Here is a 25,301-nt window from a genome sequence, read left to right as displayed (position 1 = left end):
CCGTCTTCGACCACGGATGGCATCGGTACCAGGCAAACGGGCATTCTCTGCTACATCACGGGCATGCGGTCGGAGTGCCTTCCGACCGACTCCGCGTACGAACAACTCCGGCAAAGCGAGACACTGTTGTCCGGCATGATCGTCGCCGGCGCCGGGGGCACCGGGGGCGGCGCGCCCCCCGCCCCGGCGGCCCCCGGGGACACGCACCGGCGGGGACGGCGCACCGAGGGACGGACACGGGCATCTAGAAGGGACCCCGATGGCGAACGAAGGGGCAGACGAGCGGCCGGAGGCGGACGGAAAAGAGTCCGACCGAAACCGGTCGGGCACGGGGCGCGCGCTGCTGCTCACCGCGGCCTCGGTGGTCCTGCCCGGAATCGCCCACCTGCGCTCGGGGCGGCGCGCGGCCGGAATCACGATCCTGTCGCTCTACGCGCTGCTGATCGCCGGGGCGGTGGCGGCCGCGTTCGTGCTCGCCGGGAACATCGCGCGCGGCGCCCGGATGGCGGTGCAGAGCGAGTGGCTGCTCACCGCGGGCGCGGCGGCCTTCGTGCTGGCGGTGCTCTGGATGACCGTGGTGGTGCACTCCTGGGTGATCACCCGCCCGCGGCCGGCCGGCGCCGGGGCGAGGATCGGCGGAGCCGCCCTCGTCCTGCTGCTCTGCCTGTGCATCGCCGCCCCGGCCGGCGCGGTGATGCACACCAGCTACACCGCCTACGACACCCTCAGCTCGGTGTTCGGCGACGACGACCTGGACGGCAAGCCGCACGACGACGCCGACCCGTGGAACGGCCGGGACCGCATCGAGGTGCTGCTCATCGGCGGGGACTCCGGCAGCAACCGGTACGGCATGCGCACCGACTCGACCATGCTGGCCAGCATCGACGTGCACGACGGCGACACGGTCCTGATCAGCCTGCCGCGCAACCTCGAGGACGTGCAGTTCCCCGAGGACTCCAAGATGGCCGAGGCCTACCCGCCGCCCTACGGGTTCGACGACATCTTCAACGAGATCTACCAGACCGTCGCCGAGGACCCCGAGCGACTGGCGGAGAACCCCCAGGCCACGGACCCGGCCGCGGACACCCTCAAGGGCGTCGTCGGGCACATCACCGGCCTGGAGCCGGAGTACTACGCCCTGGTGGACATGAAGGGCTTCGAGGCCGTCATCGACGCCATCGGCGGCATCGACGTCCACATCGACCAGCCGATCCCCTACGGCCAGGAGGGCGCCGTGCTGGAGGCCGGCGACCAGCACCTAGACGGCAACCAGGCGCTCTGGTACGGCCGCAGCCGGGTGAACAGCGACGACTACACCCGGATGGGCCGGCAGGGCTGCCTGGTCAAGTACGTGGTGGAGCAGGCCGACCCGGCCACCGTGCTGACCAGCTTCCAGGACCTCGCCGGCGCCACCAAGAAGACCCTGCGCACCGACATCCCGCAGGCCAAGCTGCCCGCCTTCATCGAGCTCGCCGAGACCGTCGCCGAGGACGGCGGGATGAAGGCGCTCCAGCTCTCCCCGCCCCAGGTGAACCCGGCCTACCCGGACTGGAAGGAGATCCGCGGCCTGGTCGCCGACGCGGTCTCCGCGCAGCAGGACGACGGCGGCGAGGGCGACCAGGCGGGCGAGCCGGAGCCGAGCGCCTCGGCGCCGTCCCCCTCCCCCTCCGAGGAGGGCGCCGGGGAAGGCGGCGGAGAGGGCGACAGCACCGAGTGGCAGGACTACACCGGCCTGCCCGAGCCCTCCCCCACCACCCCGGGCCGCCAGGTCGGCGACGACGCCACCTCGCTGGACGCCATCTGCCCCTGAGCACCCGGCCGAGACGCCCTTCGGGGCGGTCCCGCCCCGGCGGGACGGGCGCCCGCACCCCGGCCGCACCGCCGGGGCGCGGGCGCCTCCGCGTCCGCACCCGCGGGCGCCCGCCCCCGGTGGGGGCCGTCCGGAACCGGCCAGTCCGCCTCCGGCCCGGAACCGCGCGGGCACGCTCCGCGTCTTCCCGGCCGCATCCCCTTTCCCCTGAACCACGGAGGAGCACCGACGTGCGCCCGTTCTTCAAGGCGGCCGCCCCCGCCATCGCCCTCGCCCTGCTCCTGGCCGGCTGCTCCGGCGGCGGCGAGGACGCGCGGGACGGCTCCGACGCGCAGGGCGGCCAGGGGGCCTCCCCCGGGCAGCCCTCGACCGAGGACGTCATCGCGGAGGGCACCTTCCCCTACCGCGAGCACGAGGGCGAGGCCGCCTTCGAGATCCACGCGCTGACCGTGCGCGGCGAGCTGATGCAGCTCGACTACACGATCACCCCCGGCACCCCCGAGTCCGACGCCGAATCCGACCCGGAGATCTGGACGCTGTTCGGCGTCTCCCTCACCGAGCCCCACATCGACCTGGTCGACATGGAGAACCTGCGCCGCTACACCGTCGTCGAGGACGAGAACGGGGACCTCCTCCAGCCCCACCCCACGACCGTGCTCGCCTACGACGAGCCCAACTCCTTCACCGCGTTCTTCGCGGCCCCGCGCGACGGCGCCGACACCTTCGACGTCTACCTGTACGGCATGCAGCCGATCATGGACGTGCCGGTCGAGGAGGAGCGGTGACCCCCTCCGCCCGCCGCGCCGGGCTGCTCGCCGGGGCGCTCCCGCTCCTGCTGCTGGCCCCGGTCGCCGCCGCGGCCGACGAGGAGGGTCCGCTGCACGGCGATCCCGACCGGGTCTCCCAGGCCGCCGTCGACTCGTCCGTCGCCGCCATCGACCCGTCCTCCCGCGTCATCGGCATCGACCCCGCCGGATCGGTCGAGGAGCTGGAGACGGAGGAGATCCAGGGCTCCAGTACGACCGTGACCATCTCCGCCGACGTGCTGTTCGCCTTCGACGAGGCCGAGCCGGCCGAGGCGGCCCGGAGCACCATCGCCGACCTGGCCGGCCGGCTGGAGGGCGCCTCCGGCACCGTCCAGGTGGTGGGCCACTCCGACGGCATCGGGGAGGACTCCTACAACCAGGAGCTCTCCGAGCGGCGCGCCGAGGCGGTCAAGGAGGCGATCGAGGAGGAGCTCGGCGCGGACGCCCCCGAGATCGAGGCCGAGGGGCGCGGCTCCGACGAGCCGCTCGCCGAGGAGACCGACTCCGACGGCGCCGACATCCCCTCCGCCCGGGCGCAGAACCGCCGGGTGGAGATCACCTTCGAAGGCGGCTGACCCGCGGGCGGCCCCCGGAGCGGCGCGCCGCGGCCGCGGTGCCGCCCGTGCCCCGCTCCGAGCGGGCCGGGACCGCCGGCCGTCCGCCGGAGGAGCGGCCCTCCGGGGCGGTGATCCCGGCGTTGCGGGACCTGCGGCGCGCACCGGTGGCCCCGCGACGCCGGGGCCGCCGCGGAGGAGAGGGGGCTGGCCGCCCTTCGCGGCCCTTTTTCCGCTCCGCCCGTGCGCTCAGTCCTCGCGGGCGGTGAAGGAGCCGTAGCGGCCCCGGTGGTAGAGGAGCGGGCCCGGGGAGGACCCCGGGGCGGCGTCGGGGGCGCTCTGGACGCCGAGCACGTGCTGCTCGCCGGCGACGGCGGTCGCCGCCACCCGGCCCACGACCAGCCAGTGGTCGCCGACGGCGAGCACGTCGTGGCGGCGGCAGACCACGTGCCCGGAGGCGCCGTGCAGCAGCGGCACCCCGGCGGGCCCGTGCCACCAGCGGGTGGGCGGCGCGAAGCGGTCCACGCCCCGGGACGCGAACCGCGCGGCGACGCCGTGCTGGTCTTCGGCGAGCAGGTTGACCGCGAACGCCTGGGCGTCGCGGATGCCCGGCCAGCTGGAGGCCCGGCCGTCGATGTAGAACGAGACCAGCGGCGGCTCCAGGCTGACGCTGGTGAACGAGGTGGCGGTGAGCCCCACCGGCCCCTGGTCCGGGGCAGCGGTGACCACCACGACGCCCGCCGGGTGCCTGCCCATGACCTGGCGGAACCGTTCGGCCCCGATGTCGGCGCCGGCCCGCTCCCCGCCCGGCGGCCGCTCCCCGGAGCCGCTCCACTGGTGCCGGGACCGCGGTTCGCCGCCGGCCTGCGCTGCCGGACCGCTCGGGGGTGTCCGCACGGGTCGCCTCGCCTTCCCTGGTTCCTCATCGACGTCCTCGCCGGGTCGCGGCCGCATGGGCCGCCGTCCAGGAACAGCCCCGGTCGGGCTGCGGCTATTCCGCGCGGCGGCCCCGGAGGCGCCCGGTGCGCTCCGGATCACCCTGCTCCCGCCCGGCTCGGCCGGCCCTCGCCCCTCCGGCCGCGGAGGCCGGCGGCCACCGGAACACAGGGTGGACTCGGACCGCCCGCTCGCGCAAGGCCGCCCTCCGCGGACCGGGCGGGACGGCCCCGGACTCCGCGCGGGGCGGGCGGGCCGGCGCCTCGCGGAGCGGTGCCCCGGATCGGCGGCACCGCCCGGAGAAGACCCGGCGGCCGGCGCCCGGGGCTGGCCGGTCCCGGTCACCTGGTCGCTCCCCGTTGATCATGCCATCGCGCCGTGTGACGCTCGCGGTGGCCCGCCCGGCGGCCGCCCCGAGGTGATCGGAGGGATCCGTTGCCGTCTCCCCGCCCGGCCGCGGCGCACGCGGACGGCCCGCACCGGACCGCGCGCCGCCCGCCCCAGGAGGAGGCCGCCCTGGCCCCTGCTCCCCCGCACCGCCCCCGCTCCCCCGCTCCCGGGGCCCCGCCGCGCACCGCGCGCGGGCCCGCGGCCCCGGTCCGCGATCCCCTCTCCCGGGCCGCCCCGCCCCCGGGGCCCGCCGAGGCGGGGGCCGGACCGGAGGCCCGCGGCGCCGGGGCACCGCCGCCCGGAGGCGCGCACCGGCCGCCCGGCCCGGCCGGCGGCGGAGGAGGAGGATCCCCCGCCCTCCGGAGGAGACCGCGCCCCGCCTCCGGTGCCCGTGCCGCCTCCCCGCCGCGAACGGGCGGGGAACGGGCGGGCACCGCGGAGCCGGAGCACCGGGGAGGGCACCGCGGAGCGGGCCGCGCCGTACCGGAGCGGGCCGCGCCCCTCCCGCTCACCGCCCCCGCCATGGCGGTTCCCCGGTGACCGGCGCCCAGCTGTGGGCCCTGATCGGCCTGGGGGTCTTCCACGGCGCCAACCCGGGCATGGGCTGGCTGCTCGCCCTGTCCCGGGGGCTGCAGGAGGGCGGCCGCGGCGCGCTGATCCGGTCGCTGCCGGCACTGGCCGCCGGGCACGCCGCCTCGGTGGCGGCGGTCGCGGTGATCATCACCGCCACCGGCTCGCTCACCGCCTCGCACTGGGTGCCCGCGGCCGGGGGCGCCCTGCTCGCCGCGGCCGGGTCGTGGCTGCTGCTCTCCCGGGCCCACGCGCACCGCGCCGACGTGCGGATGTCCCTGCCCCAGCTGGGCGTCTGGTCGTTCCTGATGGCCTCGGTGCACGGCGCCGGGCTGATGCTGCTGCCCGTCCTCGCCGGCGACCTGGGCCCGGAGGGCGGCGGGGCGGGCGGACACGGCGGGCACCACGCGCACGGCGCCGCGCCTGCCCCGGCGGCCGCCCGGGCGGAGCCGGCCGCCGCGGCGCCGGCCTGGGAGCTGTTCGACACCACCCTGATCGGGCTCACCGCGACCGCGGTGCACACCGCGGCGATGTTCGCCGCGACGGGCGTCGTCGCCCTGCTCGCCTACGACTTCCTCGGCGTGCACGCGATGCGGCTGCGCTGGGTGACCATGGACCGGGTCTGGGCGTTCGCGCTGATCGCCGGGGGCGCCTTCGTGCTGTGGAGCGCGCTCTGACCCGCCGCCGGGTCCCAGGCCCCACCGCTCCGGGAACCCCTGCGGCGCCCCGGCCGTCCTACGTTCCGTGACCACACGTGGAGAAGAGGGGCCCCAGGACCGAGAGCCGAGCGGCGGGGGGCCGGGCCGCAGGCGCGGCGCCCGGAGGCGGAAGCGGCGCGGCGGCTGCCTCGCCGGCTGCCTGCTGCTGCCGCTGGCCCTGATCGTGCTGGTGACCGGAGGGCTCGTGGTGTTCGCCCCGCGGCTGGGCCTGGACGAGACCGCCCTCCCCTGGGGGCCCGAGTGCTCGGTGCGGACCGGGGACGGCTCGATCGCCCTCACCGCCGAGCAGGCCCGCACCGCCACCACCGCCGTCGCGCTGCAGGCCCGCGGCGAGGAGGGCCCGGACACCTCCGGCATCGACCCGGCCGCGCTGGAGCGCCTCGCCGAAGGGCCCCCGGACGACGCGGGCCCCAGCCTGACCTGCCGGGTCTCACCCGCATCCGGGCTGGAGCGCGAAGAGCTCACCGAGACCGGGCTGACCCCGCGCGCCCAGCGGGTGCTGGAGGAGATGGGCGAGGTCTTCGGCGAGCAGAGCCTCGGAGGCTACGAGCCCGGCGGCGTGGACGCCGGCCACGGCGCCGACTCCGCGCACTACGACGGCCGCGCCGTCGACGTCTTCTACCGGCCGGTCAGCGAGGAGAACCGGCGCGAGGGCTGGCTGCTGGCGCACTGGCTGGTCGCGCACGCCGAGGAGCTGGACGTGGCCAACGTGATCTTCGACGACAAGATCTGGAACGCCCGCGGCTCCGCGCGCGGCTGGTGGGACTACATGGCGCCCGACCCCGGCAACGAGATCCTCCGCCACCTGGACCACGTCCACGTCGACGTCCAGCGCGGCGGCTGACCCGGCACGTCCCCCTGGCCCGGGAGGGGCGGGGCGAAGTAGGTTGGCCCGCGTGCCTGACATAGATCCGGATTTCCTCGCCCTTCCCCTGCGCGAGCTCGCCGACGCCGCTCTCGGGCGGGCCGCCGAGCTCGGCGCCGAGCACGCCGACTTCCGCCTGGAGCGGATCCGCGACCGGACGCTGGCCGTCTCCGACGGAGCCGTGGAGACCGCCGCCGAGGGCGACGCGCTCGGCTTCGCCGTGCGGGTGGTGCACCGCGGCGTGTGGGGGTTCGCCTCCGCCGACGCGCTGACCCCCGACGCGGCGGCGCGCACCGCCGAGCGGGCGGTCGCCGTCGCGGAGGTCGCCGCCCCGCTCGCCACCGACCGCGTCGAGCTGGCCCCCGAGCCCGTCCACACCGACCGGGTATGGGTCTCCTCCTACGAGGAGGACCCGTTCGAGGTGGCGATGCGGGCGCAGGCGGCGCTGCTCTCCGGCTGGTGCCGGCGGCTGATGGAGGACGGCCGCGTCGACCACGTCGACGCCTCCCTCCTCCAGGCCAAGGAGCAGAAGTTCTACGCCGACACCGCCGGGACCAGCACCACCCAGCAGCGGGTCCGCATCGCCCCCGAGGTGGAGGTGGTGGCCAACCGCGGCGGCCTGCTGGACAGCATGCGCACCCTCTCCCCGCCCGCCGGGCGCGGCTGGGAGTACCTGCCGACCGTCGAGGCCGAGCTGGCCGACCTGCCCGCGCTGCTGGACGAGAAGCTGCGCGCCCCCTCGGTCGAGCCGGGCCGCTACGACCTGGTGATCGACCCCTCCCAGCTGTGGCTGACCATCCACGAGAGCATCGGGCACGCCACCGAGCTGGACCGCGCCCTGGGCTACGAGGCGGCCTACGCCGGCACCTCCTTCGCCACCCCCGACCTCCTCGGCGAGCTGCGCTACGGCGCGCCGTCGATGCACGTCACCGGGGACCGCACCGCCGAGCACGGGCTGGCCACCATCGGCTTCGACGACGAGGGCGTCGCCACCTCCTCCTTCGACCTGGTCCGCGACGGGGTGCTCACCGGCTACCAGCGGGACCGCCGGATCTCCGCGGCCCAGGGGCTGCGCTCCTCCAACGGCTGCGCGTTCGCCGACTCCCCCGGCCACATGCCGATCCAGCGGATGGCCAACGTGTCGCTGGCCGCCGACCCGACCGGCCCCGATACCGAGGGGCTGATCGCCGGCGTGGAGGACGGCGTCTACGTCGTCGGCGACCGGAGCTGGTCCATCGACATGCAGCGGTACAACTTCCAGTTCACCGGGCAGCGGTTCTACCGGATCCGCGGCGGGCGCCTGGACGGGATGCTGCGCGACGTCGCCTACCAGGCCAGCACCACCGAGTTCTGGAACTCGATGGCCGCGGTGGGCGGCCCGGCCTCCTACGTGCTGGGCGGCACGTTCCGCTGCGGCAAGGGCCAGCCCGGCCAGGTCGCGGCGGTCAGCCACGGCTGCCCGTCGGCGGCCTTCACCGATGTCCGCGTCCTCAACACCGCGCAGGAGGCAGGAAAGTGAGCGGGTCCTCCCCTCAGGCAGTGGTCGAGCGGGCACTGGAGCTCTCCCGCTCCTCGTCCTGCATGGTGCTGGTGCGCGAGCGCAGCACCGCCGACCTCCGCTGGGCCGGCAGTTCGCTGACGACCAACGGGGTCGCCCGGAGCCGGACGGTGACCGTCATCGCGCTCACCGACGGCCCGTCGGGCACCTCGGTCGGCGTGATGGCCCGCAGCGGCCTGCGCGACGACGAACTGGAGGAGCTGGTGCGCGCCGCCGAGGCGGCGAGCGGGTCGGCGCTGCCCAGCGAGGAGGCGGCGCCGCTGCTCGGCCCGGCCGAGGCGGGCTCCGGCGGCGCCTGGGACGCCCCGCCCGCCGCCACCGGCGTGGACGTCTTCTCCGCCGCCGCCACCGGGCTGGGCCGGGCGTTCCGCGCCTCCGCGGACTCGGGCCGGCTGCACTACGGCTACGCCGAGCACACCGTGGAGTCGGTGTTCCTCGGCACCTCCACCGGGGTGCGGCTCCGGCACGACCAGCCCACCGGGACCATCGAGATGAACACCCGGGGGAACTCCGCGGGCGGCGCCGACCCGCGCTCGGCGTGGGTGGGCCGGGCCACCCGGGACTTCACCGACGTCGACCCGGACGCGCTCGACGCGGAGCTGGCCCGGCGCGCCGAGTGGGCGCGCACCCCGGTCGAACTGCCGGCCGGGCGGTACGAGACGGTCCTGCCGCCCACCGCGGTGGCCGACATGATGGTGCCGATGTACTTCGACTCCGGGGCCCGGGACGCCTCAGAGGGCCGCAGCGCGTTCTCCGACGGCGAGGGCGGGGTGCGGATCGGCGAGCGGATCGCCGGCCTCCCGCTGACCCTGCTGAGCGACCCGGCCCGCCCCGGCCTGGAGTGCGCGCCGTTCGTCGCCGCCGACGCCCCGGGCCGGGACGTCAGCGCCTTCGACAACGGGCTCCCGCTGCGGCGGACCGAGTGGGTCTCGAACGGGGTGCTGTCCGCGCTGGGGCAGACCCGGGCCACCGCGGCCCGGCTGGGCACGCCGCCCGCCGGGTTCGTGGACAACCTGGTGCTGGAGCAGGAGGGCGCCGCCGGCGGCACCGACGACCTGGTGGCCTCCACCGAGCGCGGCCTGCTGCTGACCTGCCTGTGGTACATCCGGATGGTCGATCCGCAGACGATGCTGCTGACCGGCCTCACCCGGGACGGGGTCTACCTGATCGAGGACGGCCGGATCGCCGGCGCGGTGAACAACTTCCGGTTCAACGAGTCCCCGGTGGGCCTGCTGCGGCGGGCCACCGAGGCGGGGGCGCCGGTGCCGGCGCTCTCCCGGGAGATGGGCGACTACTTCCCGCGCACGGAGATGCCCGCGCTGCGCATCCCGGACTTCAACATGTCCACGGTGAGCAAGGCGTCCTGAGGCGCTCCGCGGCCGGCCCCGGCGCACCGGGCGGTGCGCCGGGGCCGGAGCGGCCCGCGGGACGCAGGGGGGCGGGGGCGGGGGAGCCGGGAGCCGGCTCCCCCGCCCGGCCCTCCTCCGCGCGGCGCTCAGCCTCCGGTGGCCTCCAGGCGGAAGCCGACCTTCATCCCCACCTGGTAGTGGGCGATCTCCCCGTTCTCCAAATGGCCGCGCACCTGGGTGACCTCGAACCAGTCCAGCCCGCGCAGCGTCTCGCCGGCCCGGGCGATCCCGTTGCGGATCGCCGCGTCGACGCCCTCCGTAGAGGTGCCCACGATCTCGGTGACGCGGTAGGTGTGGTCGGTCATGCCGCCTCCTCGGTCGTACCGTTCTCTCCCCGACCGGGAAGAGATGTGTCGTACACCACATTCCCTTTCCGTCTCCGCCTCGTTCCCACTCGGGAAGACCGGCAATCCGCCCACCACGCCTGCTTTCCCGCCCCTTTACCGGACCCTCTGCAGTGCCATAGGTCCCTTGCCAGACAATTCGCCATTCATCGACAAAAGCGCACTTCGCTGGACTGTCCCGAGATCACGTCGTAACCGACTCTTGACGTACCGGAGGGGGTCGCGGTGTACATTGGTTTTCGGCGCTTCGGTCCCCCGTCGAAGCGCTTGGCCAGTGTTTCGAGCCCCCGTCGGAACACTGCGCGCGACGTCGGGTGGTTTGCCCCCGTAGCCACCCGGCGTCGCCTTTTTCTCGCCCCGATCCCGGCCGCGCCGCACCGGTGCCCCTCCGCCCCTCCCGAGCGCGGACCGCACGAGCCGCACCAGGAAAGTCCCGAGTTGAACGACGACGCAGCCGCCGCCCCCGCAGAGCCCCCCGTGTGCTCCCGCAAGGGGTGCCGGGCCGCAGCCCGCTGGGCCCTGGTGTGGAACAACCCGAAGGTGCACACCCCCGACCGCCGCAAGACCTGGCTGGCCTGCAACGAGCACCGGGAGTACCTCGCCGGCTTCCTCGACCTCCGCGGCTTCCTCCGGGAGACCGTCCCCTTCGACGAGTTCGAGGGCTGACCCCGCCGCTTCCGGGAGCGGCACCGGACCGGGAGACCGCGGGGCTCAGCGGGCGCGGCGCCGGGCGGCGTCCAGCACCTCGCGGGCGCGGGCCAGCTGCTCGGGGGTGTCGCAGTCGAACGCGGTCAGGTCCTGCTCGCCGGCCGGCGGGACCGGCACCGGCCGCAGCGGGCCGAGCAGCCCGCGCAGGGAGCCGCCGGAGTAGCCGCCCAGGGCGGTTCGGAGCGCGTCCGTGCGCCAGACGCCCAGCAGCCACTGCTCCCGGCCCCCGCCGTCCAGCAGCACCGCGCCGGAGCGGCCCTCGGCGGCGGCGCGCAGCGCGTCGATCCGCTCGGGGCGCAGGAACGGCAGGTCCCCGGCGAGCAGCGCGGTCCAGGGCGCGCCGACCTCGGCCAGCCCGGCGCGCAGCGCGGGTACCGGGCCCGCGCCCGGCGGATCCTCCCGCACGTAGAGCGCGCGCGGCCGCTCCCGCTCCGGCCCCACGACCACGACCCGCCCCGGCGCAGCGGCGGCCACCCGCTCCAGCAGCGTCGCCCCGCCGGCCTCCAGGCCCGGCTTGTCCCGCCCGCCCATCCGGTCGGCCCGCCCGCCGGCCAGGATCACGCTGTCGCAGGCCTCGCGCACGCCCATCGCCGCCCTCCCGGCTTCCGCGCGGCCGGGCGGCCGCGCCCTGCCCCCAGTATGCGGACGGGACGCGCCGGAGCGCGGCACCGGGCCCTCGGGGCGGCCGCCGCCCCCGCCCGGGCGGTCAGCCGGACCGGGCGGGCCGCCGCTCCAGGTGGTCCAGGTGGTCCAGGACCGCGGCGGTGAAGGCCTCCGGCGCCTCGAAGGGCAGGGCGTGGCCGCCGGGCAGCCGGAGCAGTTCGGCCTGCGGGATGAGCCGGGCCTGCTCCTCCTGGTGCCGGGGCGGGACGATGCGGTCGCCGGTTCCGGAGATCAGCAGGGTGGGCGCGGTGATCGCGGGGAGCAGCCCGGCGACGTCCACCGCGAGGTCCGCCTCGACCTGGCGGACGAAGCCGTCCGCGGCGCCGCGCAGCAGGGCGGCGAACCCGGCCGCGGCCGCCTCGAAGTCGGCGGCGGTGCGCGAGCGCAGCGTCTCCTCGCCCATCGCGGTGGCCTGCAGCAGCCGGGCCTGGAGTTCCGGGTCGGTGCGCATCAGCCGCAGCCACAGGTCGAACTGGAAGGCCAGGTGCGGGTCGGTCCGGACCCACCCGGCGTGCGCGGTCAGCGACAGCGCCCGGTCCGGGGCCGTACCGGCGGCGGCGGTGGCGACGACCGCGCCGAGGGAGTGGCCGACCAGGTGGAACCGGTCCAGCCCGGCGTGCCCGGCCGCGCCCAGCACCTCGGCCACCAGGTCGTCGACGGTGATCGGACCGCCGGGGTCGGTGGTCGCCCCCGAGCCCGACAGGTCCGGGGCGACCACGGTGAACCGGTCCGCGGCGGCCTCGATGAGCGGCGCCCAGTTGCCCTCGGCGGTCGCACCGGTGCCGTGCACCAGCACCAGCCCGGGCCCGGTTCCGGCGCGCAGGTAGTGCACTCTGCCGCCGCCGGCGGAAAGGGGGACGTCTGCGATCGGCATCGCCGATTCTCCTCGCTGATCGGTATCGGGGGGCGGTCTCGGGTCGGCGCGGCGGAGGGCGGCCGGCAGGGGCGGGCGCCGGAGCGTGCGCGCCTCTCGGCCCGCCCGCCGCGGAGACCGATGCATTCGAACTCTGATTACCATCAGAGCCCTTATACACATCAGAGCTTGCACGAAGGGCGGGGCCGCGTCAACCTGACTGGTAGGGTCCATGGGCACATCAGGGCCCTGATGGTCCGGCGGGAGGAGGCGGCATGGCGGAACACGGCGCCGCGGAGGAAGAGAAGGTCCGCGCCTCGGTGGCCTGGCGGCCGGGCAGCGCGATCAAGCAGGCCGAGCAGGCGCTGATCGCCGAGAAGACCCGGGTACTGCGCCCGTTCGGGCTGACCGTCCCGCAGTACGCCGCGCTCTACGCGCTGTCGCTCGCTCCCGGCGCCTCGGGAGCACGGCTGGCGCGGCTCTGCTCGGTCACCCCGCAGAGCATGACCACGGTCCTCAAGACCCTGGAGTCGCGCGGCCTGATCGAGCGGCACCCCTCCCCGGACCACGCCCAGGTCCTGGTCACCCGGCTGACCGAGGACGGCTCGGCGCTCCTCGCCGAGGCCGACGGCGCCGCGGTCGCGGTGGAGCGCCGCCTCCTCGGCGCGTTCACCCCCGAGGAGGCCGACCGGCTCCGCTCCCTGCTGGAGCGCGCCGCCGAGGCGCTGGCCGCCCGGGGCTCCTAGCTCCCCGGGGCCGGCGGCGGGGGCCGCGGCTTCCGCCGGGGCCGCCCCCGCGCTCCCGGGTCAGGGCTTGCGGGCCAGGCCGCAGTACTGCTCGACGTCGGCTCCGGCACCGGACTCGGGGCGCCAGCGGTTGGCCGGGACCACGCCGGGGTCCAGCAGTTCCAGGCCGTCGAAGTAGGAGGCGATCTCCGCCGGGGTGTGCGCCCGGTAGGGCAGCGCGGCGCCGGCGTTCCAGCGCTCCAGGGCCTCGGCGCTGGCCGGGTCCTCCGGCAGCACCAGGTCGCACAGGGCGAGGAGGCTCCCCGAGGGCAGCGCGTCCACGTAGCGGCCGATGAGGGCCCGGGCCTCCGCGAAGTCGGGGATGTGCCCGATGGTGCCGAGCACGGTCAGCCCGATCGGGCGGTCGAAGTCGAGCAGGCGGCCCGCCGCCTCCAGGACCTTCTCCGGTTCGCGCAGGTCGGCGTCGACGAACTCGGTGGCGCCCTCCTCGGTGCCGGCCAGCAGGGCGCGGGCGTGCACCAGCACCATCGGGTCGTTGTCCACGTAGACCACCCTGGCGTCCGGCGCGGCCTCCTGGGCCACCTCGTGCGTGTTGCCGTGGGTGGGCAGCCCGGTGCCGATGTCCAGGAACTGCCGGACGCCCTCCTCCCGGGCCATGCAGCCGACGGAGCGGACCAGGAAGCCCCGGTCGGCGCGGGCGCCCTGGACGATCTGCGGGTAGACGTCCATGATGCGGTCGCCGAGCTCCCGGTCGACCGGGTAGTTGTCCTTGCCCCCCAGCCAGTAGTTCCACACCCGCGCCGAATGCGCCACCGTGGTGTCCACGCCCGAGGGGGCGCCGTCGCCGGAAGGCGTGCCGGTCATCTGCGTCACTTCCCATCGGGCCGGGAGCGCGGCGCCGGGGCGGCGGCCGCTGCGCGCATTCTCGTGTCCCCCGGCGAAGCACCGCAACCGGCGGGCGCCCCGGCCCCCTCGCGCCCCAGGGGTTTCCTGCGGTCACGGCGGTGGCGGGCGCCCGGCCGCGGCCTCATCCGGCCACCGCGCCCCGGGGCGGGGCTCAGCCCCGCGCCTCCAGGGCCCGCAGGCGGGCGGCGGCCGCGCCGATCTCGTCCTCGGTGAAGACGGCGATGCCGGCGTCGGCCAGCAGGCGGGCGGTGACGCCCGGTCCGGGTGCGGTGGAACCGGTGAACGAGCCGTCGTAGACGCGGTGCAGCCCGCAGCTGGGGCTGCCCTCCTTGAGCACCGCGACGGCGACGCCGTGCTCGCGGGCGGCGGCCAGGGCCGCCCGGGCGCCGTCCGTGAAGTACCGGGTGACGTCGGTGCCGTCCGCGGTGCGGATGGCGGCGGCGCCGTCCAGGACCGCGCGGGCGCCGGCGCCCGCCTCGATCTCGGCGGGCGGGCGCGGCACCGGCAGGCCGCCGGAGACCTCCGGGCAGAAGACCACCAGGCGCCGCTCGGCCCGCCAGCGCGCCAGGACCGGGTGCTCCGACGTCTTGGCCCGGCCGTCGTAGCGCACCGGCCGCCCCATCAGGCAGGCGCTGACCATGACCTTGTGCACGGCTCGGCTCCCTCCCCCGTGCGGCGGCCCGGTCGGGGACGCCGCGGGCGGAGCGGCCCCCGGCCGCCCCGCCCTTCCGATCCTACGCACCGGTGCGCCCCGCGCCGGGGCGCGGGCGCCTCAGCGGTGCCAGTCCTTGCGGACGCTGCCCTTGGAGGCCCGGGTGCCGCCCTTCTTCTCCCGGATGCGCATGCTGACCTTCACCGGGGTGCCCTCGAAGCCGAACTCCTCGCGCAGCCGGCGCTCCACGAAGCGCCGGTAGTTGTCCTCCAGGAACCCGGTGGTGAACAGCACGAAGTGCGGCGGCCGGGTGTCGGCCTGGGTGGCGAAGAGGATCTTGGGCTGCTTGCCGCCGCGCACCGGCGGCGGGGTGGCCGCGATCAGGTCCTTCAGCCAGCTGTTCAGCCGCCCGGTGGAGATCCGGGTGTCCCAGCCCTCCAGGCCGGTCTCGATCGCCGGGACGAGCTTCTCCACGTTCCGGCCGGTCTTGGCGGAGATGTTCACCCGCGGCGCCCAGGCGACCCGGGAGAGCTGCCGGTCGATCTCCTTCTCCAGGTAGTAGCGGCGGTCCTCGTCGAGCGTGTCCCACTTGTTGAAGGCGAGCACCAGCGCCCGGCCGGACTCGACCACCTGCTCCACGACCCGGATGTCCTGCTCGGCCAGCGGCTCGGAGACGTCCATCAGCACCACCGCGACCTCGGCCCGCTCCAGCGCCGAGGAGGTGCGCACGGTCGCGTAGTAGTCGGCGCCCTGCAGCTGGCGGAACCGGCGCCGGATTCCCGCGGTGTCGATGAACTTCCAGGTGATGCCGCCCAGATCGATGAGTTCGTCGACCGCGTCCCGGGTGGTCCCGGCCACCGAGTCGACGACCACCCGGTCCTCGCCGGCGAGCCGGTTCAGCAGGCTGGACTTGCCGACGTTGGGCCGCCCGACCAGGGCGATCCGGCGCGGGCCCCCCTCCTCGGCCTCCGGGCTCCCGCCGGCCTGCTCCGGGAACGCCCCGACGACCGCGTCCAGCAGGTCGCCGGTGCCCCGGCCGTGCAGCGCGGAGATCGGGAACGGCTCGCCCACGCCCAGGTTCCACAGCACCATGGCGTCGGCTTCCTGCAGCTCGCCGTCGACCTTGTTGGCGGCCAGCACCACCGGGCGGCGGGTGGCCCGCAGCACCCGGGTGACGGCCGCGTCGGGGTCGGTGATGCCGACGGTGGCGTCCACCACGAACAGGATGACGTCGGCGGTCTGCGCCGCGTACTCGGCCTGCCGGGCGACCATCGCGGCCAGGCCCTCGGCGCCGGTCTCCCAGCCGCCGGTGTCGACGAGCGTGAACGCCCGCCCCTGCCAGGAGGCGTCGTAGGCCACCCGGTCCCGGGTGACCCCCGGAACGTCCTCCACGACCGCTTCGCGGCGCCCGATGATCCTGTTGACCAGCGACGACTTGCCGACGTTGGGTCGTCCGACGACCGCGACGACGGGCTTGACAGCCACCTCTTCGCCTTCGGCCGCCTCGGCTTCGAAGGCTTCGGTGTTCTCACTCATGCGAAATCCAATCCCGGTACATCGCCCCCACGCGCCCAGGCCGCGTGCCGTGAGGACGGCAGTGTCGGCGCCCGGCCGGACCGGCCGGGCGCCCGTTCCGCGCGGCCCCGTGCGGGCCGCGCCGGCTCATCCGGCCGCGGGGCTCGCCTCCGCGGCGGCGGCCTCGTCGGCCAGGCCGGACACGAGGTCGACGACCTCCTGCAGGCCGAGGCCGGTGGTCTCCAGCTCCACCGCGTCCGCGGTGCGGGTCAGCGGGGAGACGGCGCGCGAGGAGTCCAGCCGGTCCCGGCGGGCCAGCGCCTCCTGGGTGCCGGCCACGTCGTCGCTGCTGTTCTCCTTGCTGCGCCGCTGGGCGCGCGCCTCGGCGCTGGCGGTGAGGAAGATCTTCACCTCCGCGTCGGGGGCGACGACGGTGGTGATGTCGCGCCCCTCGACCACGATCCCGCCGGACTCGCGCCGGGCCCGCGCGATCGTGTCGCGCTGCATGGCCACGAGCCGCTCGCGCACCGCCGGCACGGCGCTGACCGCACTGACGGACGAGGTGACCTCCTGGGTCCTGATCTCACGGGCGACGTCGGTGCCGTCCACCTGGACGGTGGGGGCCGACGGGTCGGTGCCCATGGTGATGACCGGCTTCGATGCGGCGTCCGCGACGGCCACCGCGTCCTCCGCCCCGATGCCGTTCCGCAGCATCCACCAGGTGATGGCGCGGTACATCGCCCCCGTGTCCAGGTACGCGAGGCCGCGCGCCTTGGCGACGCCCTTGGACGTGCTGGACTTGCCCGAACCGGACGGCCCGTCGATGGCGATGACGATGCCCGGCCCGGCCGTGCCCTCCACGCCTTCCCCGGCGTTGCCCTGCGCGCTCACGTCGGTCCTCTCCCCAGGGGTCTGATTCCATCTCATCTCAACGACCCAGGGTACAGCCGCACATCCCCTGCTCCGCCCGCGTCCCGGCGGGCCGGGAGGGCCGCTCAGCCGTGCACCGACCAGCCCTGCTCCTTGAGGGAGGCGGCCAGCGGCCCGGCCGCCTCAGGGAGCACGGAGAGCTGGGCCAGACCCAGCGGCTGGCCGGGCGAGTGGTCCATCCGGACGTCCTCGATGTTCACCCCGGCCGCACCGACCTCGGCGAACAGCCGGCCCAGCGCCCCCGGTTCATCCGGGAGGACCACGGCCAGCTCGGTGTAGCGGGGGGCGGCCCGCTCCGGCTCGCCGTGCTTGCCGGGGATGCGGTCGCGGCCGGCGCGGCCGCGCTCCAGGATGTCGCGGATCCCGCCGCCGGTGCCGCGCTGCTCGGCGCGGAGCCGCTCGGCGGCGCCGGCCAGGTCGGCCGCCATGGCCTCCAGGACGTCGGCCACCGGGCCCGGGTTGTGCCGGAGGATCTCGGTCCACAGGCCGGGGTCCCCGCCGGCGATCCGGGTGACGTCGCGCACCCCCTGGCCGGACAGGCGCAGCGCCTCCGCCTCGCCCTCGACCAGCCGCGCCGCGACCGCGGAGGAGGCCACGTGCGGGGCGTGCGACACCAGCGCGACCGCCCGGTCGTGGGCGCCGGGGGCCATGGCCACCGGTTCGCCGCCGCACAGCCGGGCCAGCTCGGTGACGGCCGCGACGGCCTTCGGCCCGGCCTCGGCGGTCGGGCAGAGCACCCAGGAGCGGCCGAGGAAGAGGTCGGAGCGGGCGGCGGCGGGGCCGCTCTTCTCCCGGCCCCCCATCGGGTGTCCGGGGACGTAGCTCGCCATGTCGCAGCCGATCCGGGCGGCCTCGGCGACCACCCCGGCCTTGACGCTGGCCGCGTCGGTGTAGACGTGCGCCAGCCCGGCCCGCTGGGCGGCGAGCAGCGCGCGGGGCACCACCGCCGGGGGCGCGGCGACCACCGCGACGTCGGCCGGCGGCCCCGGGTCGGCCGGGTCGACCGCCTCACCGGCGCCGATGTCGCAGGCCAGGCGGAGGTTGCGCGCGTCGGGGTCGTACAGCCCCACCCGCACCCCGTGCTCCCGCAGCGCGAGCGCGATCGACGTCCCGATCAGCCCTGCGCCCACGACCACGGCGCGGTCGATCATCCCCCCACGGCCCCTTCCCTCCGGTCCTCACCCCGCTGATCAGCGGAGACCCCAAGCGTACCGGGGAAACCGACCCGCTCGGGGGAGCAATCGGCCCGCGGGGGTCAGTCCCCCGCCGCTCCGGGCGCCGCGAGCCCCGGCGAGCGGACCGGGTCCAGCATCTCCCCCGGTAGAGCCTTCCCGGGGCGGCGATGAGCGGGCCCAGGCGGCCATGGACCTCCAGGGCGAGCAGGCCGTGCATCCGCCCCCGGATGCGCAGGGCGCGGGCCACCGCGTCCGGCGGCGGTCCGGGGACTCCTCCCGGACGTGCCCGGCCGGGTCGGCGTCCGGGTCCGACCAGGCGGACCCGCCGACCGGGTGGTTCCCGGCGGGCCGGGCCGCGGCGACCAGCCCGGTCAGGCCGGCGCAGGCGCGCCGCTCGGCCTCCGCCGCCGGGCCGCCCTCCGGCGGCCGGTAGCCGGGGACCGGGTCGCCGTAGATCAGCCGGAAGCCCTGCGGGTTCGCCGGCGGCCAGGGGCGGAGCGCTTCGGCCCGGGCCAGGATCCGGCCTGCCGGGTCATCGGCCGGGCGGGCCCGCCCGGAGACGGGAACGGCCCCCGCCGGGAGCGGCGGGGGCCGCGCCGGCCCGGCCCGGGGCCCTCCGCCGGCGGAGGGGCGCCCGGGCGGGCGGGGTCACTGCGCGATGTCCAGCCGGAGCGCCTGGGCGCCGCGCAGGTAGACGTGGTGCAGCTCGGCGCGGGGCCGGTCGGTCTCCACGTGGGCCATCAGCCGGACGACCCGGGGCAGCCCGTGCGGGACGGCGATCTCGCTCGCGCACATCAGCGGCACGTCGGAGAAGCCGAGCTTGCGGGCGGCCAGGGCCGGGAACTCCGAGGTGAGGTCGGTGGTCGCGGTGAACAGCACGCTGATCACGTCGTCGGTGTGCAGCCCGTTGCGCCGCATCACCTCCGAGACCAGCTCCGCGGTGGCCTCCAGGACGAGCTCCCGCTCGTCCGCGTCCACCTGCACCGCACCACGGATCGCTCGAACTGCCACTGTGGTTCCGTTCCTCTACTGGCCGTCGTTCCTCTGCCCGCACCACTGTGCACCATCCGGCCGGGGCGCGGGTATTCCGCGCCCCGACCGGTCCGGGCTACATTCCGGCGGCCGCGTACAGCTCGCCGATCTCGCGCGCGGTGAGCGCGCGCATGGTGCCCGGCTTGAGCACGTTCAGGTCGATCGGGCCGACCTGGGTGCGCGCGAGGTCGGAGACCGGGTGGCCCACCGCCTCCATCAGCCGGCGCACGATGTGCTTGCGCCCCTCGTGCAGGCGGATCTCCACCAGCGCCTTGGGCTCCAGGTTCTCCACCACCCGGAAGGAGTCCACCTCCACCGGGCCGTCCTCCAGCTCGACGCCGTCGCGGATCTCCCGCGCGACCTCGCGCGACACCGGGCCCGGCACCTTCGCGATGTAGGTCTTGATGACCTTGTAGCGGGGGTGGGTGAGCCGGTTGGCGAGCTCGCCGTCGTTGGTGAGCAGGATCAGGCCCTCGGTCTCGGTGTCCAGCCGGCCGACGTGGAACAGCCGCTCCTCGGTCTGGCCCGCGTAGTCGGCCAGGGTGGGCCGGCCCTCCGGGTCCGACATGGTGCTGACCACGCCGCGCGGCTTGTTCAGCGCGAAGTAGAGCCGGTCCGGGGAGGCCGCCACGAGCATCCCGTCCACCCGGATCTCCGAGGTCTCCGCGTCGACCCGGGCGCCGAAGCGGCGCACCACCTGGCCGTCCACGGTCACCCTGCCGTCGGAGATCAGCTCCTCGCAGGCCCGCCGGCTGGCCACCCCGGCCTGCGCCAGGGCCTTCTGCAGCCGGATGCCGCCGGGGACGTTCTGGTAGGTGTCCCGAGGACCGCCGTCGGAGCGGTCCTCGTCGGCCGGGTCGTACTCCGAGCGCAGCGCCTTCAGCCGGGCGCGCGCCGCCGGGGACAGCTCGCGCTCGCTGCGCGCACCGCCCTGGTCCGGTGCGGGGGCGGAGGACCGCTCGGCGGCCCGGCCGCCGGCGCCGCCGGGGCGGCGGTCCCGGTCCCCGTGGGAGCGGCCGCGGTCGCCGCGCGCGTCCCCGCGCCGGTCGTCCCGGCGCTCGTCGCGGCGGTCGTCGCGGGGCCGGTCGTCCCTGCGGTCGAAGCGGCGCTCGCCCCGGGGGGCGTCCCGCCGGTCGTCGCGGCGGTCCTCACGGCCGCGGTCGCGGTCGCCGTAGGGGCGCCGGTCCCCCCGGTCCCGGTCGCCCTGCGGGCGGCGGTCCCGGTCGCCGAACGGGCGGCCCCGGTCCTCCCCCCGCTCCGCACGGGGACCACGGCGGTCGTCGCGGGGACCACGGCGGTCGTCGCGACGGTCGTCACGGGGACCGCGCCGGTCGTCACGACGGTCGTCACGGGGACCGCGCCGGTCGTCACGACGGTCGTCACGGGGACCGCGCCGGTCGTCACGACGGTCGTCACGGGAACCGCCTCGGCGGTCGTCCCTGCGGTCGTCGCGGAAGCCCCCGCGGCGCTCGTCGCGGTCGCGGTCGCCGTAAGGGCGCCGGTCCCGGTCCCCGTAGGAGCGGCCCCGGTCGCCGCGCGCGTCCCCGCGCCGGTCGTCCCGGAAACCGCCCCGGCGGTCGTCCCTGCGGTCGTCCCGGAAACCCCCGCGCCGGTCGTCCCGCCGGTCGTCGCGGCGGTCGTCGCGGCGGTCGTCGCGGCGGTCGCGGTCGCCGTAGGGGCGCCGGTCCCCCCGGTCCCGATCGCCCTGCGGGCGGCGGTCCCGGTCGCCGAACGGGCGGCCCCGGTCCTCCCCCCGCTCCGCACGGGGACCACGGCGGTCGTCGCGGCGGTCGTCACGGCCGTAGCCGCGCTCGGAGCGCCGCTCGTCGCGGAAGCCCCCGCGCCGATCGTCCCGGCGGTCCTCGCGGCGGTCGTCCCGGCGGTCGTCCCGGCGGTCGTCGCGCCGGAAGGGGCGCTCGGAGCGGTGGGAGTCGCCGCGCTCACCGCGCGGGGCGCCTCGTCCGCGCTCACCGCGCGGTCGGAAGGAGTCCCGCTCACCGCGGGACCTGTCGTTTCTATGTGGCGTGTTCACCGGTGTCGTCAATACCTTCGATGTCGTCAGGCAGGAACGGGGCGAGATCCGGGAGGTCGTCGAGGCTCATCAGCCCCAGACGCTCCAGGAAGTAGCTCGTCGTGCGATACAGGATGGCGCCGGACTCCCGGTCCTGGCCCGCCTCCTCGATCAGCCCCCGCAGTACGAGGGTACGCATAACTCCGTCGCAGTTGACACCGCGGACCGCCGAGACCCGGCCCCGGGAGACCGGCTGCCGGTAGGCGACCACCGCGAGCGTTTCGAGAGCGGCCTGGGTGAGCCGGACCTCCTGCCCCTCTTTGAGGAAATGCTCGACGACCTCCGCGCATTCCGGGCGGGTGTAGATCCGCCACCCCTCGGCCACTCTGCGCAGGTCGAAGCCGCGCCCCTCGGCGGTGTACTCGGCGGACAGCTCCTCCAGCGCGTCGGCCACGTCGCCGACCGGGCGGCCCAGCCCCCGGGCCAGCTCGAAGGCCTCCACCGGCTGGTCCACCACCATCAGCACGGCCTCCAGGTCGCGCCGCAGGGCATGGTCGGCGGCCCGTCCCGCCTCGGGGGCGGCCCCCGGGGCGTCCTCTCCCACGGTCACGCGCCCTCCCTCCCGCCGCTCTCCGCCTCGCGCGGTGCGGCGTCGTCGTAGTCGTCCTCCACGGCCACCTCGCCGACGGTGTCACCGGTCCAGCTCACCAGCAGCTCACCGAGCGGCTCGGGCTGGTCGAAGCCGACGTTGGCGGCCCGGTACAGCTCCAGCAGCGCCAGGAACCGGGCGACCACCTCGAAGGTACCGGTGCAGTCCTCGGTCAGCTCGGCGAACGTGAGGCTGCCGTGCTCCCGCAGCGCCTCCACCACCAGCGCCCCCTGCTCGCGCACCGACGTCTTGGCCTGGTGGATGTGGGTGACCGGCACGCTGGGCGGCTCCCGGGGGGTGAACACCCGGCCGGCCAGCGCCGCGAACTCCTGCGGCCCCAGCCGGATCAGCACGTCCGGGCGGGACTCGGCGAACCGGTCCTCCAGCCGCACGGCCCGCGCGAAGCGCCGCCCCTGGGAGGCCATCCGCTCCGACAGCACCGCGGCGACCTGCTTGTAGGCGCGGTACTGCAGCAGCCGGGCGAAGAGCAGGTCGCGCTCCTCCAGCAGGGCCAGGTCGTCCTCGTCCTCGACGTCGCCGCGCGGCAGCAGCCGCGCCGCCTTGAGGTCCAGCAGGGTGGCCGCCACCAGCAGGAAGTGGCTGGCCTGGTCGAGGTCCCAGGATTCGCCGTGCGCCTTGATGTAGGCGATGAACTCGTCGGTGACCTTCGACAGCGACACCTCGGTGATGTCCAGCTTGTGCTTGGAGATCAGCCCGAGGAGAAGGTCGAAGGGCCCCTCGAAGTTGTCCAGGTGGACCCGGAAGCCGCCGCCCCCGCTCTCCTCCCCGGCCTCGCCCCCGGTGCCGTCTTCTGTCATTCCTCTAGGTTGGCACCGCCGCGCCGGTGGTCGGACCGGGCGCGCCCGGCGCGCCGGGGCCGCGGATCAGCCGCTCAGCCGGCGGACCAGCAGGCTGGTGTCGCCGTTCTCCTCGAAGTCGGCGAGCAGCACGCCGACCGCCTCCCGGACGATGCGGCCCCGGTCGGCGCTGAGGCCGTACTCGGCGCGGAGCGCCAGCCGGGTCTGCTCCAGCGCGAGCAGCTCCGCGGCGGAGACGTAGACGGTGATCTTCTCGTCGTGCCGCTCCCGGCCGCTCGGCTCGGGCGCGCGGCGGCGGGCCGGCCTCTTCCGCTCGGCGGGGGCGGCCTCAGGCGCGCCGGCGCCGGCCGGAGCGGCGGGCTCCGGCTCGGCCCCGGCCGAATCCGCGGAGCGGAAGAACATCTCGTCCGCCCCCGGCAGCGTCACCCGGCGAGGCCGCTGCTTGGCCATCTGGCCAGCACCTCCTTCGCGAGGTCGCGGTAGGCCGCGGCGCCCGCGGACGAGCTGTCGAACCGGGTGATCGGCTCCCCCGCCACCGTCGCGTCCGGGAACCGGACGGTCCGGTTGATGACCGTGCCGTACACCTTGTCGCCGAAGCCGTCGATGATGGTGGACAGCACCTCGCGGGCGTGCAGCGTGCGCGGGTCGTACATGGTGCCGAGGAACCCGTCGATGACCAGGCGCTCGTTGAGCCGCTCCTGGACCTTCTCGATGGTGTCCATCAGCAGCGCCACCCCGCGCAGCGCGAAGAACTCGCACTCCAGCGGCACGATGACCCCGTCTGCCGCGGTGAGCGCGTTCACCGTGAGCAGGCCCAGCGAGGGCTGGCAGTCGATGAGCACGACGTCGTACTCGTCGATCACCGGGCGCAGCGCGCGGGCCAGCATCTGCTCCCGGGCGACCTCGCCGACCAGCTGCACCTCGGCCGCGGACAGGTCGATGTTGCTCGGGATCAGGTCGAGCCCGTCGACGTCGGTCTTGAGCAGGACGTCGCCGACCGTCACGTCCCGCTGCATGAGCAGGTTGTAGACGGTCAGGTCGAGCTCCCGGGGGTCGAGCCGCCCCAGCCCGACCGAGAGCGCGCCCTGCGGGTCGAAGTCGACGAGCAGCACCCGCCGCCCGAACTCCGCGATCGCCGCGCCGAGGTTGATGGTGGTGGTCGTCTTACCGACGCCACCCTTCTGGTTGCACAGTGCTACGATCCGTGCCGGACCGTGGCGCTCCACCGGAGCGGGCTCCGGATAGCCGGCCTGCTGTGATCTCCCGGTCTGCAGTTCGTCCCCCGTGCTGCGTGGTTCTCCCCATGGGTCGTGCGCCGATCCGCCCTGCACTCCCCCGTCGGCCGGGGCCTGCGCCTCCGCGCCGTCGTATCGAGACCAGCTCACAACCCTTTGACCTCCCTACGGACCGGCCATGGCCGGACCTGGCGGATCCGCCCGTCGGCCGGCCGTCGGAAAAAACTCAATATGTCGACAGCGACCTACCGTCGTGCGGCGACTCTAGAACGACCGCACGGGGTGATTCAACGCGACACTCTACGCGCTCGGAACGCCCCCTTGCGGCACTTGTCCGGCTCCGGATCCGCTCCGCGGCCCCGCCCGGCGCCGCGATCCCCTGCGGGGTCACGCCTGGCGCACCGAGCGGGCCCGGGGGTGGCTGGCGGCGTAGACCTCGCGCAGCCGGTCCACCGTGACCAGCGTGTAGATCTGGGTGGTGCTGACCGAGGCGTGGCCGAGCAGCTCCTGGACGACCCGGACGTCGGCGCCGCCGTCGATGAGGTGCGTGGCGAAGGAGTGCCGCAGGGTGTGCGGGGAGACCTCGTCCAGGCCGGCCCGGGCCGCCGCGGCGCGCAGCACCGCCCACGCGCCCTGCCGGGTCAGCCGTCCGCCCCGCGCGTTGAGGAACAGCGCCGGGACGCCCCGGCCGGAGGCGGCCAGCGCCGGCCTCCCGCGCACCAGGTAGGCCTCCAGCGCCTCCTGCGCGAACCGGCCGATCGGCACCGCCCGCTCCTTGCCGCCCTTGCCCCGGAACCGGACCACCCCGGCGGAGTCCCCGGCCACGTCGTCCACGTCCAGGCCCACCGCCTCGGAGATCCGCGCCCCGGTGCCGTACAGCAGCTCCAGCAGGGCCCGGTCGCGCAGCCCGCGCTCGTCGCCGGAGACCCCGGCCGCGGCAAGCAGCGCCTCGATGTCGGAGAGCGGCACCGCCTTGGGCAGCCGGCGGCGCGGCCGCGGCGGGCTGATCTCCTCGGCCGGGTCGGTCCGGGCGATGCCCTCGCGCAGCGCGAACCGGTGCAGGCCGCGCACCGCCACCACCGCGCGCCCGGCCGAGTTGCTGCCCAGCGGGGGGTGGTCGGCGTCGCCCTCGCGCAGCCGGCGCAGGAACGCCGCGACGTCCTCCGGCCCCACCCCGGCGAGCGAGCCGATGCCGCGCTCGGCCAGGAACTCGGCGTAGCGCCGCAGATCGCGGCGGTAGGAGGCGAGGGTGTTCGCGGCGAGCCCGCGCTCCACCGCGAGGTGGTCCAGGTACCCGCGCACCTCGGCGCAGGCCAGCGCCGCCTCCGCGGCCGCCGCACCGCGCCCGTCCCGCTCCGCTGCCGTCGCCATCACCCGGCTCTCCGTCGTTTCCGCAGAGATCATGCCACAACCGAGCGGTTCGACCGGGCCGCCGCCGCACCGCGCC

The 25,301-nt window shown here is 75.9% G+C and carries 25 protein-coding genes; 9 read left to right on the top strand and 16 right to left on the bottom strand.

Translation table 11 applies throughout. The features are described 5' to 3' along the window. The first annotated feature begins 259 nt into the window (after positions 1-259). The 3 genes from J0910_RS12785 (at position 260) to J0910_RS12775 (ending at position 3,191) form a co-directional block, all read left to right on the top strand. Positions 260-1,810 carry an LCP family protein gene (locus J0910_RS12785; RefSeq protein ID WP_420158718.1) on the top strand — a complete coding sequence of 517 codons (1,551 nt, stop codon included), beginning with the start codon at positions 260-262 and terminating at the stop codon, positions 1,808-1,810. 230 nt (positions 1,811-2,040) lie between these two features. Next, positions 2,041-2,595 carry a hypothetical protein gene (locus J0910_RS12780; protein ID WP_420158717.1) on the top strand — a complete coding sequence of 185 codons (555 nt, stop codon included), beginning with the start codon at positions 2,041-2,043 and terminating at the stop codon, positions 2,593-2,595. After that, positions 2,592-3,191, top strand: coding sequence for an OmpA family protein (locus tag J0910_RS12775; protein ID WP_420158716.1), 600 nt, complete (start codon positions 2,592-2,594; stop codon positions 3,189-3,191). Before J0910_RS12780 ends, J0910_RS12775 begins: the two co-directional genes overlap by 4 nt. A gap of 228 nt (positions 3,192-3,419) precedes the next feature. Here the strand turns inward: J0910_RS12775 and J0910_RS12770 are convergent, their stop codons facing one another. Continuing rightward, on the bottom strand, positions 3,420-4,067 hold the full coding sequence (locus J0910_RS12770; RefSeq protein WP_420158715.1) for a flavin reductase family protein: 648 nt from the start codon (positions 4,065-4,067) through the stop codon (positions 3,420-3,422). A 965-nt stretch (positions 4,068-5,032) separates the two neighbouring features. Here J0910_RS12770 and J0910_RS12765 point away from each other — a divergent pair. The 4 genes from J0910_RS12765 (at position 5,033) to J0910_RS12750 (ending at position 9,575) form a co-directional block, all read left to right on the top strand. After that, positions 5,033-5,743 carry a cell wall anchor protein gene (locus J0910_RS12765; RefSeq protein ID WP_420158714.1) on the top strand — a complete coding sequence of 237 codons (711 nt, stop codon included), beginning with the start codon at positions 5,033-5,035 and terminating at the stop codon, positions 5,741-5,743. Positions 5,744-5,810: 67 nt separating this feature from the next. Then, positions 5,811-6,629 carry a VldE C-terminal domain-containing protein gene (locus J0910_RS12760; protein ID WP_474646593.1) on the top strand — a complete coding sequence of 273 codons (819 nt, stop codon included), beginning with the start codon at positions 5,811-5,813 and terminating at the stop codon, positions 6,627-6,629. Positions 6,630-6,681: 52 nt separating this feature from the next. Further along, a complete protein-coding gene (locus tag J0910_RS12755) occupies positions 6,682-8,169 on the top strand; it encodes a TldD/PmbA family protein (RefSeq protein ID WP_420158713.1) in 1,488 nt (495 codons plus the stop codon). Then, a complete protein-coding gene (locus J0910_RS12750; RefSeq protein WP_420158712.1) occupies positions 8,166-9,575 on the top strand; it encodes a metallopeptidase TldD-related protein in 1,410 nt (469 codons plus the stop codon). The genes J0910_RS12755 and J0910_RS12750 overlap by 4 nt, the downstream gene beginning before the upstream one ends. 128 nt (positions 9,576-9,703) lie before the next feature. Here the strand turns inward: J0910_RS12750 and J0910_RS12745 are convergent, their stop codons facing one another. Beyond that, positions 9,704-9,922, bottom strand: coding sequence for a dodecin (locus J0910_RS12745; RefSeq protein WP_420158711.1), 219 nt, complete (start codon positions 9,920-9,922; stop codon positions 9,704-9,706). Between the two features lie 477 nt (positions 9,923-10,399). On the opposite strand from J0910_RS12745, the gene J0910_RS12740 reads away from it, so the two are divergent. After that, positions 10,400-10,627 (top strand): hypothetical protein, encoded by a 228-nt coding sequence (locus J0910_RS12740; protein WP_420158710.1) that lies wholly within the window; start codon positions 10,400-10,402, stop codon positions 10,625-10,627. 45 nt (positions 10,628-10,672) lie between these two features. Here J0910_RS12740 and mobA read toward each other — a convergent pair whose 3' ends face one another. Both mobA and J0910_RS12730 read right to left on the bottom strand, forming a co-directional pair. Beyond that, positions 10,673-11,257, bottom strand: coding sequence for a molybdenum cofactor guanylyltransferase (mobA, locus tag J0910_RS12735; RefSeq protein WP_420158709.1), 585 nt, complete (start codon positions 11,255-11,257; stop codon positions 10,673-10,675). A 118-nt stretch (positions 11,258-11,375) separates the two neighbouring features. Next, complete coding sequence (locus tag J0910_RS12730) at positions 11,376-12,206, bottom strand: alpha/beta fold hydrolase (protein ID WP_420158708.1); 831 nt, start codon at positions 12,204-12,206, stop codon at positions 11,376-11,378. A 254-nt stretch (positions 12,207-12,460) separates the two neighbouring features. On the opposite strand from J0910_RS12730, the gene J0910_RS12725 reads away from it, so the two are divergent. Continuing rightward, positions 12,461-12,931, top strand: coding sequence for a MarR family winged helix-turn-helix transcriptional regulator (locus J0910_RS12725; protein ID WP_420158707.1), 471 nt, complete (start codon positions 12,461-12,463; stop codon positions 12,929-12,931). A gap of 60 nt (positions 12,932-12,991) precedes the next feature. On the opposite strand, the gene J0910_RS12720 is transcribed toward J0910_RS12725, so the two are convergent. The 12 genes from J0910_RS12720 to xerD all read right to left on the bottom strand — a co-directional run bounded on the left by J0910_RS12720 (position 12,992) and on the right by xerD (position 25,225). After that, entirely contained in the window at positions 12,992-13,795 is an 804-nt protein-coding gene (locus tag J0910_RS12720) for an SAM-dependent methyltransferase (protein WP_420158706.1), read from the bottom strand. Between the two features lie 193 nt (positions 13,796-13,988). Further along, the gene (locus J0910_RS12715; protein WP_420158705.1) at positions 13,989-14,489 is read right to left on the bottom strand and encodes a 2-thiouracil desulfurase family protein; all 501 of its coding nucleotides are present in this window, start codon (positions 14,487-14,489) and stop codon (positions 13,989-13,991) included. 120 nt (positions 14,490-14,609) lie between these two features. Beyond that, the gene (gene der / locus J0910_RS12710) at positions 14,610-16,025 is read right to left on the bottom strand and encodes a ribosome biogenesis GTPase Der (RefSeq protein WP_420158704.1); all 1,416 of its coding nucleotides are present in this window, start codon (positions 16,023-16,025) and stop codon (positions 14,610-14,612) included. Positions 16,026-16,151: 126 nt separating this feature from the next. Continuing rightward, complete coding sequence (gene cmk / locus J0910_RS12705; RefSeq protein ID WP_420158703.1) at positions 16,152-16,895, bottom strand: (d)CMP kinase; 744 nt, start codon at positions 16,893-16,895, stop codon at positions 16,152-16,154. Positions 16,896-16,999: 104 nt separating this feature from the next. After that, positions 17,000-18,085, bottom strand: a complete 1,086-nt coding sequence (locus tag J0910_RS12700) for a prephenate dehydrogenase (protein WP_420158702.1) — start codon at positions 18,083-18,085, stop codon at positions 17,000-17,002. A gap of 672 nt (positions 18,086-18,757) precedes the next feature. Beyond that, positions 18,758-19,120, bottom strand: coding sequence for a chorismate mutase (gene aroH / locus J0910_RS12695; RefSeq protein ID WP_026119970.1), 363 nt, complete (start codon positions 19,118-19,120; stop codon positions 18,758-18,760). A 97-nt stretch (positions 19,121-19,217) separates the two neighbouring features. Then, positions 19,218-21,185: a pseudouridine synthase gene (locus J0910_RS12690; RefSeq protein ID WP_474646592.1), complete on the bottom strand. Its 1,968-nt coding sequence runs from the start codon at positions 21,183-21,185 to the stop codon at positions 19,218-19,220. After that, positions 21,157-21,762: an SMC-Scp complex subunit ScpB gene (scpB, locus tag J0910_RS12685; RefSeq protein WP_420158701.1), complete on the bottom strand. Its 606-nt coding sequence runs from the start codon at positions 21,760-21,762 to the stop codon at positions 21,157-21,159. Before scpB ends, J0910_RS12690 begins: the two co-directional genes overlap by 29 nt. Further along, entirely contained in the window at positions 21,759-22,619 is an 861-nt protein-coding gene (locus tag J0910_RS12680; RefSeq protein WP_420158700.1) for a segregation and condensation protein A, read from the bottom strand. The genes scpB and J0910_RS12680 overlap by 4 nt, the downstream gene beginning before the upstream one ends. 66 nt (positions 22,620-22,685) lie before the next feature. Continuing rightward, on the bottom strand, positions 22,686-23,069 hold the full coding sequence (locus tag J0910_RS12675; RefSeq protein WP_420158699.1) for a hypothetical protein: 384 nt from the start codon (positions 23,067-23,069) through the stop codon (positions 22,686-22,688). After that, positions 23,042-24,004, bottom strand: a complete 963-nt coding sequence (locus J0910_RS12670) for a ParA family protein (protein ID WP_420158698.1) — start codon at positions 24,002-24,004, stop codon at positions 23,042-23,044. The genes J0910_RS12675 and J0910_RS12670 overlap by 28 nt, the downstream gene beginning before the upstream one ends. A 237-nt stretch (positions 24,005-24,241) precedes the next feature. After that, positions 24,242-25,225: a site-specific tyrosine recombinase XerD gene (gene xerD, locus J0910_RS12665; RefSeq protein WP_420158697.1), complete on the bottom strand. Its 984-nt coding sequence runs from the start codon at positions 25,223-25,225 to the stop codon at positions 24,242-24,244. Positions 25,226-25,301 lie beyond the last annotated feature (76 nt).

It is taken from the genome of Nocardiopsis oceanisediminis (assembly GCF_048595525.1).
Lineage (GTDB): Bacteria > Actinomycetota > Actinomycetes > Streptosporangiales > Streptosporangiaceae > Nocardiopsis_A > Nocardiopsis_A oceanisediminis.
This window is presented reverse-complemented; position numbering and strand designations above follow the sequence as displayed.